General features: G+C 34.4%; 15 protein-coding genes. 10 read left to right on the forward strand and 5 right to left on the reverse strand.

Going from position 1 to position 17,523, the window contains the following annotated elements; genetic code table 11:
• Window positions 1-265 precede the first annotated feature (265 nt).
• Window positions 266-2,209 (forward strand): metallophosphoesterase family protein, encoded by a 1,944-nt coding sequence (locus tag NJT12_RS11005; protein WP_271335953.1) that lies wholly within the window; start codon window positions 266-268, stop codon window positions 2,207-2,209.
• A 362-nt stretch (window positions 2,210-2,571) separates the two neighbouring features.
• Here the strand turns inward: NJT12_RS11005 and NJT12_RS11010 are convergent, their stop codons facing one another.
• On the reverse strand, window positions 2,572-3,633 hold the full coding sequence (locus NJT12_RS11010) for a phosphatidylinositol-specific phospholipase C1-like protein (RefSeq protein WP_271335954.1): 1,062 nt from the start codon (window positions 3,631-3,633) through the stop codon (window positions 2,572-2,574).
• A gap of 418 nt (window positions 3,634-4,051) precedes the next feature.
• Between NJT12_RS11010 and NJT12_RS11015 the strand changes: the two genes are divergently transcribed.
• The 6 genes from NJT12_RS11015 to NJT12_RS11040 all read left to right on the forward strand — a co-directional run bounded on the left by NJT12_RS11015 (window position 4,052) and on the right by NJT12_RS11040 (window position 12,000).
• On the forward strand, window positions 4,052-4,576 hold the full coding sequence (locus tag NJT12_RS11015; RefSeq protein WP_271335955.1) for an RNA polymerase sigma-70 factor: 525 nt from the start codon (window positions 4,052-4,054) through the stop codon (window positions 4,574-4,576).
• Between the two features lie 83 nt (window positions 4,577-4,659).
• Complete coding sequence (locus NJT12_RS11020; RefSeq protein WP_271335956.1) at window positions 4,660-5,583, forward strand: FecR family protein; 924 nt, start codon at window positions 4,660-4,662, stop codon at window positions 5,581-5,583.
• 74 nt (window positions 5,584-5,657) lie between these two features.
• Window positions 5,658-8,942, forward strand: coding sequence for a SusC/RagA family TonB-linked outer membrane protein (locus tag NJT12_RS11025; RefSeq protein ID WP_271335957.1), 3,285 nt, complete (start codon window positions 5,658-5,660; stop codon window positions 8,940-8,942).
• Between the two features lie 3 nt (window positions 8,943-8,945).
• Window positions 8,946-10,718, forward strand: a complete 1,773-nt coding sequence (locus NJT12_RS11030; RefSeq protein ID WP_271335958.1) for a RagB/SusD family nutrient uptake outer membrane protein — start codon at window positions 8,946-8,948, stop codon at window positions 10,716-10,718.
• Between the two features lie 385 nt (window positions 10,719-11,103).
• A complete protein-coding gene (locus NJT12_RS11035; RefSeq protein WP_271335959.1) occupies window positions 11,104-11,478 on the forward strand; it encodes a SpoIIAA family protein in 375 nt (124 codons plus the stop codon).
• A gap of 120 nt (window positions 11,479-11,598) precedes the next feature.
• Entirely contained in the window at window positions 11,599-12,000 is a 402-nt protein-coding gene (locus NJT12_RS11040) for a hypothetical protein (RefSeq protein ID WP_271335960.1), read from the forward strand.
• A 202-nt stretch (window positions 12,001-12,202) separates the two neighbouring features.
• On the opposite strand, the gene NJT12_RS11045 is transcribed toward NJT12_RS11040, so the two are convergent.
• The 4 genes from NJT12_RS11045 to NJT12_RS11060 all read right to left on the reverse strand — a co-directional run bounded on the left by NJT12_RS11045 (window position 12,203) and on the right by NJT12_RS11060 (window position 13,637).
• On the reverse strand, window positions 12,203-12,484 hold the full coding sequence (locus NJT12_RS11045) for a PrgI family protein (protein WP_271335961.1): 282 nt from the start codon (window positions 12,482-12,484) through the stop codon (window positions 12,203-12,205).
• Between the two features lie 28 nt (window positions 12,485-12,512).
• Entirely contained in the window at window positions 12,513-12,911 is a 399-nt protein-coding gene (locus NJT12_RS11050; RefSeq protein WP_271335962.1) for a hypothetical protein, read from the reverse strand.
• A 192-nt stretch (window positions 12,912-13,103) separates the two neighbouring features.
• Window positions 13,104-13,466 (reverse strand): hypothetical protein, encoded by a 363-nt coding sequence (locus tag NJT12_RS11055; protein WP_271335963.1) that lies wholly within the window; start codon window positions 13,464-13,466, stop codon window positions 13,104-13,106.
• Window positions 13,467-13,487: 21 nt separating this feature from the next.
• Window positions 13,488-13,637, reverse strand: coding sequence for a hypothetical protein (locus NJT12_RS11060; RefSeq protein WP_271335964.1), 150 nt, complete (start codon window positions 13,635-13,637; stop codon window positions 13,488-13,490).
• A 399-nt stretch (window positions 13,638-14,036) separates the two neighbouring features.
• Between NJT12_RS11060 and NJT12_RS11065 the strand changes: the two genes are divergently transcribed.
• The 3 genes from NJT12_RS11065 to NJT12_RS11075 are packed head-to-tail and all read left to right on the forward strand — an operon-like array spanning window position 14,037 to window position 17,390.
• Entirely contained in the window at window positions 14,037-16,184 is a 2,148-nt protein-coding gene (locus NJT12_RS11065; RefSeq protein ID WP_271335965.1) for a catalase, read from the forward strand.
• A 34-nt stretch (window positions 16,185-16,218) separates the two neighbouring features.
• Entirely contained in the window at window positions 16,219-16,875 is a 657-nt protein-coding gene (locus NJT12_RS11070) for a DUF6766 family protein (RefSeq protein WP_271335966.1), read from the forward strand.
• A gap of 26 nt (window positions 16,876-16,901) precedes the next feature.
• Window positions 16,902-17,390, forward strand: a complete 489-nt coding sequence (locus NJT12_RS11075; RefSeq protein ID WP_271335967.1) for a CinA family protein — start codon at window positions 16,902-16,904, stop codon at window positions 17,388-17,390.
• The last annotated feature ends 133 nt before the right edge of the window (window positions 17,391-17,523 follow it).

Consider the following 17,523-nt stretch of genomic DNA (forward strand, 5'->3'; position numbering starts at 1 on the left):
CATTATGTTCATAAACAAAAAGTTCGCAAAGCTGGTTGAATACAAAGCTTTGCGAACTTTTCCTTTATTACAGCTACTTAATAAAAAAAATTAGCGAACCTTGCGGTTAAATCGACTTCGCGTTTAAATAAACTTACCGATTAAATTTCCCTTATTGCCATAAATATTATCATTCCGTAACACTACGATAAAGGTATTTCAGCTTTTAATTCCTAAAATTGCAGATTCTTTGATGTTTAGAAATCCCATTTGCAAAAGCTGAGCTATGACTTTAAAAATTACTTCTCCTTATAAAACTTCTTTAACCCTTCTGTTTTTTATTTTGTTGAATATTACTATTTCCGCACAAAAACAAAGAAATCTCGATGGAACGCAAGTTGCTTTTTTATCCGATGTTCATTTACAGGATTTATTCGGAACCTTTTCAGATAATGATTATAAAGGTATTTTGAATCCAAACACAGGTAAATATGTTTTGATGAGAACGATGGCTTCTCAATTGCATTCGACCCGAATCTTCAATGAGAATTATTTTGCATTTATAGCCGCTTTAGAAGATATCGCCAGACGAAAGATAAAATACGTGGCACTTCCCGGAGATTATACAGATGATGGTCAGCCAATACATGTAAAAGGATTAGAGAAAATCTTAGATCAATATAGAAAAAAATACAATATCGAGTTTTTCATCACGACAGGAAATCACGATCCCGTTGGACCTTTTGCACAAGAATCCGGTAAAGAAGATTTTTTAGGCAAAGACGGAAAAAGTCAGCCCATTTATAGCAAAGACGGTTTATATACGCCTAATTTAACCATCGAACAGCCCGTTGTTGTGACCGCCGATATTGCTAAAATGGGTTATTTGGGAATTACAGACAATTTGAAAAATTTTGGTTTTTATCCAAATAAAAAATGCAAATTCTGGGCAACACCATTTTCTACGTATACTGCTGAGAATTATAGTTTCGAAAAAGCGTCGAAAGCTGCTTTATTATCCAATAGAGTTTATAGTGTGGCACCTGGATTTGAAGTTCCGGATGTGAGTTATGTGGTTGAACCAGTCGAAGGACTTTGGTTAATGGCAATTGATGGCAATGTTTATATTCCGAAGAAAAATGATGGAGATCCAAAAGATTCTAAAAGTTACGCTGAAGCGAGTACAGGATATAATAATGTACTTTCGAATAAAAAACACCTAATAAAATGGGTAGAAGAAATTTCGGCGCAAGCCAAAATGCAAGGTAAAACATTGATCGCTTTCAGTCATTTTCCGATGATTGATTTTAATGATGACGCTTCTACGGAAATAAAAGAATTACTTGGGCCAAACAAATGGCAATTGAACCGCGTTCCGGTCGAAGAAGTAGCACAGGTTTTTGCAGATGCGGGATTAAAGATTCACTTTGGCGGGCACATGCATATTAATGATACAGGAGTTCGTACCACAGCAAAAGGAAATACTTTAGTAAATATTCAAACGCCTTCTTTGGCAGCCTATATTCCCGCATATAAATTATTGACGATCAAAAAAGATAATCTGGTAGATATTCAGACTATTACAATTGATGAGGTGCCGAGATACGATGAACTTTTTGATTTGTACAAAACGGAGTATCAATTCTTAGAAAGTCAGAACACAAAAGATATTTGGAATATTGATATTTTGAAAACTAAAAATTATCACGATTTTACTAATTTTCATTTGAAGGAGTTGGTTCGATTGCGTTTTCTGAAAGATGATTGGCCTGTAGGTTTTAAGAATTTTATCCTGAATGTTTCCGGAAAAGATTTGTTGGTTCTGGCAAATATTCAATCCGATAAAGATTTTGATGTTATCTTAAAAAATAAAGAAAATTTTAAAAAAGAATGGACGGAAGCAGAAAGTAAAGCCGATCAATTTCTAGCTAAAAACGATCTGAAAAAGCAAGATTTCAATTGGACAGGTTATGATCTTCTGGTCGATTTTTACCGTTTCAGAAGCGCCGATGAATTGGCTTTGGTCGATGTTGGAACCGCAAGAGCGAAACAATATAAAGTCTTATCTCAGTTATATTTCGAGAATCATAGGGAGGATGCATCAAAAGAAAATGAATTGCAAAACCAAATGCGGTTGTTTCTGATCATCTTCAATAAATTCATGCACGAAGTTCCGGCGGATCATTTTAGTGTAAATTTGAAAACGGGGGAGATTAAGAGTGAAAAATAGTTTCAGGTTTATTTTGTTTCAGGTTTCAAGTTTGAAATGAGTTTAAGGTAGGCGTAGATTTTACCGCAAAGGGCGTTAAGATTTTGCGCAAAGTTCGCTAAGATTTGATTTGGTTCGCTTTGCTTTGAGATCGGAAAGGGATTGTGGTTATGAAGTACGCGAATGATACGGATTCGCTAAAGCGAAAACGCGGATTTAAACGGATTTATCTATTAAAAACGCAAAGTTCGCAAAGCTATATTAACGATCAGCTTTGCGAACTTTGCGTTTTCTATGCATTAAAATGAGATAAAAAATCTTTGCGTACCTTGCGGTTAAATTTTATTCATCCCAACCTGAAAACTGGGACTGAGACTGAAAACTTATTCAACTCCATTCACAGGATTAACTCTCACATAACTGCCATCATCGTATTTTATCTGGTAAGGAGAATTAAAAAGAGTACTTGGCAAATAATAATCTGTTGTAATTACCTGAGCGCCGGATTTTTTAGCAGCTTCAAAATGTTTGTAATCATTGGCGCGAGCTTCTTTAGTATCAGAATCTGCACGGGTTCTTATGATGTATCCTTTTTTAACCAAGTTTGTGATTTCAGGATCTTCAGAGTTGTTGCGGAATAAAGTGGCTGCTTCGGGTTTTCCGGGATCAGCATTGATAAAAACAGCACGTCCTTTTAAGGAAGGATGATTCAGGGCATACAAATCTCTTTTTTCTCCATTATTATCCAAGATAAATAAAAATTTACCTTTTGCTTTTTTCAATGTTGGCCAATTATTGTTTAAAACAGCTTCTTCTAAGGTTTTGTATTTTCCACGAACCATATCCGGCGTGATTAGTTTATTCCCTAAACCTTTACGAAGTTCTTTGTCTAAAGCATCGAACAATTGAGGCGTAAATTTCTCGGCTTTTGTACCTAAATAACTATCATCATCTTTTGGTTCCAGCGTAATAAAAATCGGAATGTGATCAGGGTTTGCGTCAGACCATTTTTTTAATTCTGCAAGACAACTTTGTAAAGTGTAAGATGAAGTTCTAAAATCAATATCGATCATATGAAAAACTTTAAAACCAGGTTTTTTCATCTCTCCATTTGGATCATAAGGTTCGTCAGATTTTGCAATGTCCAATCCCTTTGGATGTGCATATCTTCCGCCTTTTGTATCTCCCTGAACATCAATTTCAAGATTTCTTAAACCTTTATTCAATTGTTCTGTAAGCGGAATATGGGTGTATTGCAACCCCTTTAGTGAACGCGAAGTATCTTTTGCCTGAATGAGATTGTAGAGATCCGGTTCGATATTCTGGCGGTAACTATTATGGGATCCGATTACTTGCAGTTGATTGATTTTTAGATGGTCATTTTGTATCTGACTGTTGCAATGTATTGTGCCGGCAATAAATAAGGTAAACAGAATTTGTTTCATGATTTTGAGAGTGTAATTTTTATTAATACTGTGGACGCACCATAAGAAAATTACCTTTTTAGTCACCATGTGGACGGAAGCATTATAAAATCTGAACACGAATTGCACGAATTTGAACAGGTAAACCTTGTTTGTGAAATTAATTTCAGGAACGAATTAGTGACAAATAGTGCAATTCGTGTTATGTTTTATACTTATATCCAAACGGTATTTTAGCGGAAACTAAATTAGGAGTTGTGTTTGATTTTTATGTTATTAAAAAAGCAAGAAATCGCAACCTGATTGTGATCATTGCCCGAAAATAGTAGTATTTCTACATCAAAATAATTCTTTATTTAATTTAAAGATAACCTTCAGACAAAAAAGTTTGGTATAACATTTTATTATTTTACATCACCAAACAGTTCCAAAATAAGCTATGAAAAACCCTGAAATTTTTGAAAAAACGTATACTGATTACTGGAAAAAGCTCAATGCCTTTTCGTATACGATGACTCAGGATAAAGACTTGGCGCAGAACATTGTTCAGGATGTCTTTATTGATTTATGGGAACGAAAAGACGATTTGAATATTAATGCCATCGAACCTTACTTGTTCAGAGCAGTAAAAAACCAGGTCTTCAAACATTACCAAAATAACAGGTTCGATAAGACGATTCTGGAAGATAAATTCGAAGATTATATTATTGATAATATCAGTTCGATTGATCCTGAATTAATGGATGTGCTTTATTCCTTATTAGATCAGCTTCCGGAGAAACGAAAAGAAGTTTTACTGATGTACAAATTTCAGGATATGTCAATTGATCAGATTGCTGAGGAACTTGGAATTTCGAAACAAACTGTTAAAAATCAAATTTCTTCGGCCTTAAAGCAATTGCGAGAAGGCCTGAAAGACCTTGCCTGGCTTGCTCCATTCATTATTTTACATCAAAATTTTTAAGATAACTTTGTGTTAACGGTTTCATAATATTTCCCGATAGTACGATTTTACATTTCTGGTACTTACTTGTAATAAGAAGTATTATGATAAAAAGAATCAAGCATAGTTTAGAATATCTTGTCGATAAAAGCAGTCGAAACAAAACATCTGAAGCAGAAGAAAATTTACTGAATAGTTTTGCTTTAAACGAATATCAAAATTCAGATTGGGATGAAACTTCGATGGGAAATTCGAATCAGGTTTCTCAAAACATATATGAAAATATTCAACTTAGAATAGGGAAGAAGAAAAGCTTCAATCCTTATGTGAAATATATGGCAGCTGCCAGCATTCTTTTTCTTGTTGGTTTAGGAATTTTCTATAAGCCAAACGTTACGGCCGAAAAGCAATTATCATTTAAAACGTCAGATATCCCCAAATCTATCGAATTAAGTGACGGCTCGAAAATTTATCTGGCAGCAAATTCATTATTTCAGTATCCTGAAAAATTTCAAGGCGGAGAAAGAAAAGTTTCACTACTAAAAGGAAATGCATTTTTTGAAGTTGCCAAAGACAAAAAGCATCCTTTTATAATTAGTTCCGGCGAAATCAAAACGAGAGTGGTGGGAACTTCATTTCACATTCAGCTTTCAAAATCAAAATGCGAGGTTATAGTTGTAACCGGAAAAGTCAATGTTTCAGGAAAAGGGCAAAGTGTCGATGTAGTTCCAAATGAAGAAGCTTTGTTTACAGCACAAAAACTAAGTAAGCAAATGGCTGATAAATCATTTTTGGTCAATTGGTACAATACAGATGTGACGCTGAATCAAACTACATTAAAGCAAGTTATCACGATTTTACAATATAAATACGGAGTTTCATTTCAGTACAATAATGAACATGTATTAGCAACGCCGTTAACGGTGTTCATCAAGAAGGACGCATCATTAGAGAATGTTTTAGAACAAATTAATTACATCACAAACCTAAAATTCAAAGTTTATGGCGAAATAGTAAAAGTAAATTAAAAACAAAAAAAGCAGTTGCTGAGAACAACTGCCATTTATAATTAAGTATCGTAAAAAAACCAATAACTTAAATCATGTATTTTAAACTTACCTATTTAAATCTAAGGAGAATCGTCTTTTTAGTACTAGCGTTACTGGCCGTGCAAAGTGGTTACAGTAAAACTAATTTCCCTGAAGAATCAAATGTAAAAAATAAAATAGAAAAAGCAACACTTGTTTCTATTTTTTCAAAACTGAGCGCCCAAACGGATTATAAATTCAGTTACGGACAGGCTATTATTGCTGATAATGCCACTTACACAGTAAATTACACAAATGAATCTATTGCTTTAATTTTAAGTGATCTTTCTAAAAAAGCTAATTTCAATTATAATATAAATGGCAAATTAGTTTTAATTCAAAAAACAATAGCCCTTAAAACAATTGTTAATAATGCAGTTGAAAGAATCAAGATAAAGGGAAAAATTGTTGACGAAAATAAAGTGCCAATTCCTGGTGCCAACGTTATGGAAACTAGTTCTTCTAATTCAGTTGTTTCTGATTTCGACGGAATATTTGAAATTACGGTTGGCGAAGGAAAAACAATCGAGGTTTCGTATGTAGGTTATAAAACAAAGACAGTTTCAATTCAAAAAGGTTTTATGACCATTCAGTTAGAGCCAAATACGGCGGAACTAAATGAGGTTTTGGTTGTAGGTTATGGTAAGCAATCTAAAAAAGATGTTACTGGAGCTGTTACACAACTTGAAGCAGCAAATTTTAAGCAAGGAGTTACCATTTCGCCTGATAATTTATTACAGGGAAAAGTGGCCGGAGTTCGTGTAGTAAGTACAAGTGGAGAACCGGGAGCAGGAGTAAACGTTACGATTCGTGGAGTTGGATCGATCAGAAGCGGAAGCACACCTTTGTTTGTTGTAGATGGTGTTCCGTTGGCAAATGATGATGTGAGCCCTTCAGGAAGTAATGTTGGTTTTGGATCTTCATCTGCAAAAAATCCTTTGAACTTTTTGAACAGCAGTGATATCGAATCGATTACCGTTCTTAAAGATGCGTCTGCAGCAGCAATTTACGGTGCAAGAGGATCTAACGGAGTTGTTTTGGTAACGACTAAAAAAGGATCTAAAGGCGAGGGAACTTTGACATTTGATACCTATACAGGACTTTCGACTGTAGCTAATAAACTGGATGTTTTAAGTGCAAGTCAATATAGAGGCGCTATTAAAGAACCTGCTTTTGATCATGGCGGAAACACTGATTGGCAGGACGTAATTTACAGAACGGCAGTTACAAAAAACAACGCACTGTCTTTCTCTAAGCAAACAGAGTCAGGAAATTATTATGCTTCTGTGGCTCAAATGGATCAGGAAGGTATTATCCGAAATAGTAATTTCAAACGTATGTCGGGTAGAATTAATGCTGCCGAATCTTTTCTTGATAACAAACGTTTGAAAGTAAAAGTAAATCTTACGGCTAGTGAAACCAAAGATGATGGTGTTCCTACTAGTGATGACGGTGGTTCAAACGGTCAGTTGATTGTACATACTTTAATGGCAAACCCAACACGATCAGTTTATGATGCTAACGGAAAGTTTACCAACTTTAACATGAATGCGCATTATAATCCTGCTTATTTATTAAGCATCTATGAGGACCAAACACGTACGTTGAGAGTTTTAGGAAATCTTGAGGCTTCGTTAAGAATTGTTGACGGATTAGAATATAAACTAAACATTGGTATCGATCGTTCTACGGCTGAAAGAAACACAACAATTTATCCAAACGTAACCGATTTAAATCCAAAAGGAAAATACGTTCAGAATAATTTAGATTCTAAGAACTCTCTGATCGAGCACTATTTAACGTATAATCTGGCTTTGGATAAACAGAAATTTGAAGTTTTGGGAGGTTTCTCTTATCAAAAATTTGAAAGATCAGGTACAAGTTTCAGTATTGACGGAATCGCTGCGCAGGGAGCTGGCATTAAGCCATCTATTAATCCTGGTTTTGCTGGAATACAGTCTGGAACTACCGGATATGCTCAGGAAAATGAGTTACAATCTTATTTTGGAAGAATCAACTATACATTCAACAATAAATACCTTCTTACAGCTTCGATGAGAGCAGATGGTTCGACTCGTTTTGGTGATAATAACAAATACGGTTACTTCCCATCAGCTGCGTTAGGATGGAATATTTCCAGAGAAAGTTTCTTAGAAAATGTAGCTGCAATAAACAACTTAAAGTTAAGAGCAAGTTGGGGACAGACTGGAAATCAAGAAGTTCAGAACAAACTTACTAAAGCAAGTTATTCCTTATCAGGTCCGGATGGATATTATTTATATGATGATTTGAATCTTGTAAACGGAGTTTCTGTAACCAGAACAGCAAATCCTGATTTAAAATGGGAAGTAGTTACACAATACAATTTAGGTTTAGATTTTAATTTATGGGGTGATAAGTTGTACGGAACTCTTGATTATTTCAACAAAACAACTACAGATGCGATCTTAAACGTTCCGTCAAGTCCTTTGAAACCTACAACGACTGTATGGACGAATATCGATGGAAAAATTGTGAACAAAGGTTTTGAGTTTATGTTAGGCTCAAAGTTAGTAGATACTAAAAACTTTAGCTGGAACATCGATATGAACGGTGCAACATTAAAAAATAAAATCGAAGATTTGCCGGTTTCAGAAATCTTAACAGGAACGATTTCAGGGCCCGGACAATCCGGAGTAAATGCTAACATTTACAAAAGTGGTTATGCGGCAGGTTCGTTTTATTTGTTAGAGCATATTGGTTTTGACAGTAAAGGCGGAAATATTTTTAAAGATCAAAACGGAGATGGTAAAATCGACAACAGCGACAGAATTATTATCGAAGGAGCATTGCCAACTTTTTATTATGGTTTCAATAGCGATATGAGATACAAGAACTTTACATTCTCATTCTCTATTATTGGTCAAACAGGAGGTTATTTGTTGAATAATACAGGACTTAATGCATTAAACATAAATAACTTGGCATCTGACCGAAATGTAGCTACAGGTTATTATGAGTCTGGAGCAAATGCAGCAAACTCGCCAATTTTATCGACATTATTCTTAGAGAAATCAGATTTTATCAGATTGAATACAGCGCGTATTGGTTATAATTTTGATCTAAAAGGAGTGAACTGGTTAAATGGATTGACTCTTTATATTACAGGCCAAAACTTAATTACAATTACAAACTATACAGGTTACGACCCATTAATCAACAGCCCAAAATCAAGTGGAGGAAACCAATCTATTGGTATTGATTACGCTAGTTACCCAACTTCCAGAACGTTCAGTTTCGGAGCAACTTTAAAATTATAAATAATGAAGACAAAAACATTTTTCAGCATAAAAATCATAACAATATTCTCTTTTATTTTTCTCTTAAACAGCTGTACAGATCTTAATGAAGTTGTGTTGGATGAAAAACTGGGAACTGACGCTACAGATCCTGCCGGTGCCCTTGCTGCGGCTTATGACAGACTTGGAGACGGAACTTTTGTAGATCACGGCGCTATTTTTGCCATGCAGGAATATACTACAGATGAAGCTATTTTACCAACTCGCGGAAGCGACTGGGGAGATGGTGGAAAATGGAGGGACATGCATGAATTTACATGGACTTCAAGTAATGCGATCATAGTGGATAACTGGAATTTATTGACAAACGGAATTACTCGTTCTTTAACTGCAATTAAGTCTGCACAAGAAAGTACTTTTCCTGAAAAGGCATTATTTTTGGCTGAATCAAAAGCGCTTTTAGCTTATTATACATACACGACATTAGATTTGTACGGACAAGCTCCATCCAGAGATCCGTTGAATGTAGATGCGCCTTTGCAAATTTTGAAAGCAGAGACTGAGATCGACAAATTAATTACGGATGTTGAAGCTTTAATACCAAACTTGGCTGATATTGGTACACAAAGAACACACCACGGAAGATTTACCAAACAAGCGGCTTATGCTTTTTTAAGCACAATGTATCTAAATCGTGCTGTTTTTAAAGACCGTTATAATGCTGCATCCAGTTTCAATTTTAATGAACCGGCTGTTACCGGAAGCACAGGAACAGATATGGATCGTGTTATTTATTATACATCACTACTAATCGATTCAGGAAAATATAGTTTAGAAAGTGATTTTTTCAAAAACTTTGCAAGAGACAACGATAATGGTAAAGAACTTATTTTCGCAATTTCTCAAAAAATAGATTATATCCGTAACGGTTCTAACAGTTTTGCTTATGTGTGTATGGAGCGTAACCAGAGAACATCTGCTGCAAACAGAGGGACAAATGCTGCCTGTACAACTCCTGAATTTTACGCAACCTGGGACGGTAATCACGATGATCCAAGATTCGAGCAGCATTATCAATATGCTGATGGTACTTGGTTTATGAATGATGGCACAGATGTAAGTGTTCCTGCAACAGACATTATACCTAAAAGCAGCCCGGCACTGCCTTGGTTCCATTTTAATAGAGGAATTCAGGCCGGACTTCAATACGGACCAATATTATTGCCTTCAGGATCTCTTGAAATGATAGGTAACCGTATCAAAGTTTCTCCATTAGTTATGGAAAAAAGTACGGGTACAAGAATGAATTTTACGCCATCATTGACATTTGCAGATCCAACTAAATCTGTATTTGCTCAAAACGAAATCAATCAGGGAGCTCGTGTTTTTAAATATGAATTTGATCCTGAAGGAGGAAATGGTAACAGTAATGTCGACATTCCGTTGTTCCGTTTAGGAGGAATTTATGCCATGAGAGCTGAGGCCTATTTTAGAAAAGGAAACGGTGGTCTTGCTATGATCGATCTTAATAAACTGCGTACAAGCAGAAAAAGAGAATCATTATTCGGAAGCGCTACAGGAAAAGCACTTACTTCATTAGACTCACAGCAATTGTATAAAGAATTAGGTTTCGAATTGTACTGGGAATTACAAAGAAGACCACAAAGTATACGTTTTGGAAAATTTGATTTACCAGGAACTGCAAAATCTGCTTCTCAACCCTTTAGAAGAGTATTTCCAATTCCACAAACGGTTATCGATCAAAAGTTTTTCAAACAAAATCAAGGTTACAATTAAAGTTTTGTGTTAGTTTATTTTTTTTTTACAAAGAGCCTGTTTCGAAAGAGACAGGTTTTTTTTATGAAGAAATAGTAGTACTTAAAAATCATTATCTTCAGCTTTGTGATTTTTCCTTCGCTCGGAAAGACAATATTGTGGTTAAAATGTAAAACGAAAAAATTATTCTTAACAATCATAATTGCCAGCTTTGTCTTTTGTGTTTTTTTTTTTTTTTTGTTTCATTTTGTATTGATGCTTAGATAGTTATAATGTAAAAATTGAATGAGATATTATAAGAGTCGAAAGGCATTCTATAACTAAATTTGAGAGTAATTCTCATATTCTGAAGTGAAAATTACAGAGAGTAAAAAGTATACATAACACAATTCAAAAATAAAATAAAATGATACATCAAATTGATACAACAGACAATATTGTAGCTTTTAGAGCATTAGCAGAAGTAACTAAAGAAGATTTTCTATCTGCCGTTGTTCCGGCTGTAGAACATTTAGTAAAACAAACCAATGAAATCAACTTTTTGCTGGTGCTCGATACAGACATTAAGAATTTTACCGCTGGCGCATGGTTAGAAGATGCTTTGTTAGGATTAAAACATCTGGGAAAATGGAATAGGGCAGCAATAGTTACAGATTCTGATGAGATAATTACTTTCACAAACGGATTTAGTTATGTAGTTCCTGGAGAATTTAAAGGTTTTAAAAAGCTAGATTTTAATAAAGCCCTCAATTGGGCCGAAGGAAATATACAGGTCAAATAATCCTGTTAGTTTGGTATGCGCTTATAGATTGATTTTGATTGAAGTAACTTAATTCAGATGTCGGCTTTAAATTGAGATTGGTTTATATATTACCCCATTTTAATTAAAAAAATCAACATTATGAAAAATTTACTTTTAGCCTTTGCAATGATCTTGTTTTCAGGAACGGCAATGGCGCAGCAAACGTCACAAAAAAAGAGCACTACAAAAATAGTATCAGATCCCACTGCGAATCCTATTCGTATTGATACAGTAAAAAGTAAAGTAGTTGCTAAGAAAAATAGTTCGCATAAAGTGGGAACCGGAAAGAAACAAGAAGCAAATACGACAAAAATAGTATCTGATCCAACCGCTAATCCTGTACGTTTAGATACTGTAAAAAATCCTGGAGCTTCTAAAAAAAGTACGGCACAAAAAGTAGGAACCGGTAAAAAACAACAATCCAATACAACAAAAATAGTATCAGATCCTACAGCAAATCCTGTTCACTTGGATACCATAAAAAATCCAATTAAAAAATAGTCAGGATATTTTTTTACGATTCTAAAGGTTGCCGGAAAAAGGCAGCCTTTTTTTTCGTCAGTTTAGGAAATTATCCTTCTATTCAGATCAAAAAAATAGGCCACGAATTCGCGAATCTTTATAGCTGATGATGTAGCATAATTCGTGAATTGGTGGCCAACAAATATTTCTTTTATTCATTAGTATAGAGTTTCAACAAAGATTAGTGATTATATTCAATACCACTACTGTCATTAATTTCTCTTTTTGCTTTTGCAACTTTAGTAAATTGTTTGTAACATGCTGAAGCTAATAATGGCAATGCAAGACCGCCAATAACAGCAGCAGCATTATTTTGTCCAACTTTTTTTAGAACTGCACCTATTAATAATGAGCTTACTCCGGCACAAACTAATTGTTTCGCAGAAAGGTTTGGTATTGCGTTGCTTGTTTTTTCAGGCGTTATTCCGTGTAATAATGGATCTATAAAATTTAAATTTTCCATGAGTTTTCAATTTATTTAGTTATACTTTTTATGTAGATAGCTTTTCGCCATCAGTTTCGTTTTCAATTTTTTCAATTTCGACTTTTTCTTTTTTAATAGCCTGTCTTAGCAAAGCAAAAAGACTCATATAGACGTTCGCTATAAAAACAAGCGAAAATCCTGCCAGAATGTAGCCACGCCAATCATTTAGTAAAAGTTTATAATTACAAAAGATCAAAAAAGCAATTGTGACATAATGACTAAAACAATATTCGCACGTAAAAAGATAAAAAACCTTTCTGGACAAAAGAGTCCTGTCGTTTTTCGAATGTTTTATGCACCATTCACGAGGTTCCTTAAAAATTTCTTCATGCGTTACAGTCCAACTAATGCAGGCTATCGGAATAGCCAGAACAAATAACCAGATGATTTGAATTGTGATCTCCATGATAAAAAAGCATTTTCTAAGTCGATTTTAATTTATTCAAATTATAAAAATTAAAATTACTGCAATTCAATCCATTACCATTATATAGTTATACTTTTTTATTATAGAATTCCATATCAAATTCTAATTTACAAAAAATAACCGTTAAGTTCAAATCCTTAACGGTTCTCTAACTAAAATATGTCATAATGTCTAGAAATTTTCCGGATTAGTGCTCGGAAATGGATCGTGTGAAACTTCATCCAGATCTAAATCGTCATCATCTTCATCTGAATCATCATCATCAAGATCACCATCTTTCTCCAGCGAATCGTCTAAATCTTCCGGATCCTGATCGTTTGTAATTTGATCTTCGCCATTAAGAATTGGTTCTTCGCCGGGATTGTTTTCATTTCGATTATAATCGTTAGTCTGATGATTAACATCATCTATATATTCGTCATGATTTTCATATTTCTTATCCTGATAGTTATTCTCTTTGTCGATAAGAGTATCTAAGTCCTGATTAAAATCACGATTTTCTCTACCGTAATTTTGGTTGCTTCCATTTTCCATATTTATATACTTTAGAATTAATTACTTTTTTGTAGTCGACGGTTTTTTATCGTCTTTAGGATTGTGTTGCACTTCTCTTTTTGGAGAGGTTTCCTTTTTGTCTATTTTTTTATCCATCGACTTAGCACCTGATGTTTCAGTGCTGCTGTTTTTTTGGTCTTTTGCATTCATGATATTTAATTTTTTAATTGTTGTTATACTACAAATCTACTTCACAAACGTAAAAAACATATTACATAAAAATAAAATCTAATTATATAGTTAACAGTATTTTATAATGTAATGTTTAGACTTATTACTATAATTGTTTTGTGATAGAGAGAGTCTGTTTTTTACCTAAATAGAAATTTACTTTTAATAAGGTATTATTGTTTAGTTGTTGATTACCAAATATTTAAAAAATGTAAATTTTGTCCATAATCATGTAAATACTTGGTTGTATAGTAAACTAAATTTGTCTTACTTATTTAGAGCTTGTCCATCTTATAATCGCTTATTAACGACATTAAAGAGAGATTTAAAAAAAGCTGTTTTTAAAATTTATTTAAAAAAAAACAAACAACTTTTAACATGAAAAATTCAAAAAAACCAAGTCAGGATCATGCGGATGAAAAGCAAAGAGATTTAGAATTTAATAAATCAAATGCCGACAATCAATTCATGACGACAAATCAGGGAGTAAAAATTAATGACAATAATAATTCCCTTAAAGCTGGCGAAAGAGGACCTTCGCTATTAGAAGATTTTATTTTAAGAGAGAAAATAACCCATTTTGACCACGAACGCATTCCGGAAAGAATCGTTCATGCGAGAGGTTCTGCGGCTCATGGATATTTTGAATTGTATGAATCTATGGAAAAATATACTAAAGCAGAATTCCTAAATAATAAAAGTATCAAAACGCCAGTTTTTGTACGTTTTTCTACTGTTGCAGGTTCAAGAGGTTCGACAGATTTAGCGCGTGATGTACGTGGATTTTCGGTTAAATTTTATACGCAGGAAGGAAACTATGATTTAGTAGGGAATAATATGCCGGTGTTTTTTATTCAGGATGCCATGAAATTTCCCGATTTAATACATGCCGTAAAACCGGAACCACATCATGAAATGCCACAAGCAGCATCTGCACACGATACTTTTTGGGATTTTATTTCGCTAATGCCAGAGTCTATGCACATGATTATGTGGGTGATGAGCGACAGAGCGATCCCGAGAAGTTTAAGAATGATGGAAGGTTTTGGAGTTCATACTTTTAGATTTATCAATAAAAACAATGAATCTCATTTTGTGAAATTTCATTGGAAACCTAAATTAGGAACTCATGGTGTAGCTTGGGACGAAGCACAAAAAATATCGGGTAAAAATTCTGATTTTCACAAGCAGGATTTATGGGAAGCAATCGATGGCGGAAATTTTCCTGAATGGGAATTAGGAGTGCAGATTATCCCGGAAGCTGACGAACATAAATTTGAATTTGATCTTTTGGACCCAACCAAATTAATTCCTGAAGAATTAGTTCCGGTACAAATCATTGGTAAAATGGTGCTCAACAAAAATCCGGATAATTTCTTTGCAGAGACAGAACAGGTTGCCTTTCATCCCGGACATGTTGTTCCCGGAATCGATTTCTCAAATGATCCGTTATTACAAGGGCGATTGTTTTCCTACACAGATACACAATTATCACGATTAGGAAGTCCTAATTTTCATGAAATCCCAATCAACCGTACCGTTGCACCAATGCATAATAATCAGCGGGACGGTCATATGCGCCAGGAAATTCCAACCGGACGTGTAAGTTATCATCCAAATTCATTAGGAGGCGGGTGTCCGTTTCAGGCAAAAATAGACGAGGGTGGTTTTAGCAGTTTTAATGAGCGAATCGATGCTCATAAAATCCGCGAAAGAAGCGAAAGTTTCTCTGATCATTTCAGTCAGGCAAAACTTTTTTATAACAGCCAAACGTCAATTGAACAAAATCATATTGGAGATGCCTTGTCTTTTGAATTAGGCAAAGTAGAAACTATTGCAATTAGAACGCGTATGTTAGGATTGTTATCTCAAATTGATAAAAATCTGGCTGCAAAAGTCGGCAAAGCATTAGGATTAAATGTACCGGCAACGCCAGAAAAACCAATTAATCACGGAGTAGGAGCAGATGATGAGGGAAAACAAGAACCTAAAGAAATAAAACAATCCATTGAGAATTCAGATGCTTTAAGTATGTTGAAAAACCCAACGATATCTAATACAATTGCCACCAGACAAGTTGCTTTTTTATGTGCCGAAGGTGTAAATGCCAATTCGATAAAAACGATGAAAGCGGCGTTGAAAGAAGCCGGAGCAAAAGCCGTAATTATTGCACCGCATCTGGGGACAATCGTTTCAGAAGAAGGTTTAGAAATTCCAGTAGATCAAAGTTATCTTATTGCAGCTTCAGTATTATTTGATGCTGTGTTTATTCCTGCCGGAAAAGGAATTCTGACTCTTAAAAACAAGAAAGAAGTAGCTGAGTTTATAAAAGATTCTTACCATCACTGCAAGTTTATTGCTGCCGAGGGTCAGGGAGTTCAGGTACTTCCTCTAAAAGATGATTTGCATAAAGATGCGGGAATTTTAACCAGCGAAAAAACAGGCGATAAGGCTTTGGCAACTTCTTTTATAAAAGCAATGGGAAGACACCGTTTCTGGGAACGTGAAGCAATTATTAAACAATAATAAATTTTGAAATGTATTTTCTAATAAGCAAAAAATGAAAAAATTTATATATCAAAACAGTCTTTCGATTGTGTTTTTGTTACTTTTTATAGGAGCATTTTTAGGTCAGATTTATTTTGGTATCGAAGAATATAATAAAGAGCTTATAGAAAACGGTGGTCATGCAATTACATTGAGTAATTATCTGACCACCGGACATTTCTTTGAAGCTACTTTTGAGAATTGGGAAAGTGAGTTTTTGCAAATGGGTTTGTTAGTTTGGCTAACTATTTTTTTAAGGCAAAAGGGATCATCAGAATCTAAAGGTTTTGATGGGGAGGAAGAAGTTGATCGCGAACCTTCTCCACAGCGAAAAGATGCGCCATGGCCAGTAAAAAAAGGCGGAATTTTGTTATCTCTTTATAAAAATTCGCTCACCATAAGTTTATTCCTGCTGTTTATCGTTTCTTTTTTTCTTCATTTTTACGGAAGTTTTAAAGATGAAAATACAATGAATGTTTTAAAAGGAGATCCGCAAGTTTCTTTAGCGGATTATTTAGGACAATCCCGTTTTTGGTTCGAATCTTTTCAAAACTGGCAAAGCGAGTTTCTGTCAATTTTTGCAATCATTGTGTTATCAATATTTTTACGACAAAAAGGATCTTCACAATCCAAACCTGTAGATGCGCCACATAGCGAAACAGGAGAATAAAATCAAGTAATTTAATATATAATAATATGGCTTCTGAAAAGGTAATTGAATGTTGCCAGGCTTTGATAGAAAAAAAACTGACTATAACTTTTGTCGAAAGTGCCTCTGCAGGAAGATTAAGTTATGAGTTTTCGACCGTTATAAATTCAGGTAAAATTTTAATAGGAGGAATGGTTTGTTATCATCATTCTATGAAAGAAGATTTACTGCTGATTCCGCACGGAACCATTAAAAAACATACTGCAGAATCAGCTATGGTTACCAAGTTAATGGCACAGAATTTTCATCGATATGTTCCATCGGAAATATGTGTTGCCTTAACCGGATTAACAACTCCCGGCGGAAGTGAAACAGCAAGTAAACCTGTAGGTACGATCTTCGTTCATATTATTTTGCCCAATAAAGAAATAGCGAGACGTTTTAACTTTAAAGGGAAACCGGAAAATATCGTTGAAAAAGCAATTGATGCTACAGCAGAATTGATTCTGGAAGAGATTCAAAAAATTCCATTATAATTAAAAGCCGAAGAGTGTGGTCGAGGGCACTGAAAAAGTCCTTTTCAGGAATAATTGTTAATTAAAGGAGTAGAAGCTAAAAGTTTTCTACTCTTTTTTTTGTATCTTTTGGGTGTAATCATAAGGCTTTTTA

This window comes from Flavobacterium azizsancarii, assembly GCF_027980145.1.
In the GTDB taxonomy this organism is placed as follows: domain Bacteria; phylum Bacteroidota; class Bacteroidia; order Flavobacteriales; family Flavobacteriaceae; genus Flavobacterium; species Flavobacterium azizsancarii.

Bases quoted from the DNA above. Each gene is read 5' to 3' on its own strand.
- NJT12_RS11055 (WP_271335963.1), bottom strand. From the start codon at position 13,466: ATGGAAAATGGAAGCAACCAAAATTACGGTAGAGAAAATCGTGATTTT.
- NJT12_RS11070 (WP_271335966.1), top strand. From the start codon at position 16,219: ATGAAAAAATTTATATATCAAAACAGTCTTTCGATTGTGTTTTTGTTA.
- NJT12_RS11010 (WP_271335954.1), bottom strand. From the start codon at position 3,633: ATGAAACAAATTCTGTTTACCTTATTTATTGCCGGCACAATACATTGC.
- NJT12_RS11015 (WP_271335955.1), top strand. From the start codon at position 4,052: ATGAAAAACCCTGAAATTTTTGAAAAAACGTATACTGATTACTGGAAA.
- NJT12_RS11040 (WP_271335960.1), top strand. From the start codon at position 11,599: ATGAAAAATTTACTTTTAGCCTTTGCAATGATCTTGTTTTCAGGAACG.
- NJT12_RS11035 (WP_271335959.1), top strand. From the start codon at position 11,104: ATGATACATCAAATTGATACAACAGACAATATTGTAGCTTTTAGAGCA.
- NJT12_RS11025 (WP_271335957.1), top strand. From the start codon at position 5,658: ATGTATTTTAAACTTACCTATTTAAATCTAAGGAGAATCGTCTTTTTA.
- NJT12_RS11045 (WP_271335961.1), bottom strand. From the start codon at position 12,484: ATGGAAAATTTAAATTTTATAGATCCATTATTACACGGAATAACGCCT.
- NJT12_RS11005 (WP_271335953.1), top strand. From the start codon at position 266: ATGACTTTAAAAATTACTTCTCCTTATAAAACTTCTTTAACCCTTCTG.
- NJT12_RS11065 (WP_271335965.1), top strand. From the start codon at position 14,037: ATGAAAAATTCAAAAAAACCAAGTCAGGATCATGCGGATGAAAAGCAA.
- NJT12_RS11060 (WP_271335964.1), bottom strand. From the start codon at position 13,637: ATGAATGCAAAAGACCAAAAAAACAGCAGCACTGAAACATCAGGTGCT.
- NJT12_RS11030 (WP_271335958.1), top strand. From the start codon at position 8,946: ATGAAGACAAAAACATTTTTCAGCATAAAAATCATAACAATATTCTCT.
- NJT12_RS11050 (WP_271335962.1), bottom strand. From the start codon at position 12,911: ATGGAGATCACAATTCAAATCATCTGGTTATTTGTTCTGGCTATTCCG.
- NJT12_RS11020 (WP_271335956.1), top strand. From the start codon at position 4,660: ATGATAAAAAGAATCAAGCATAGTTTAGAATATCTTGTCGATAAAAGC.
- NJT12_RS11075 (WP_271335967.1), top strand. From the start codon at position 16,902: ATGGCTTCTGAAAAGGTAATTGAATGTTGCCAGGCTTTGATAGAAAAA.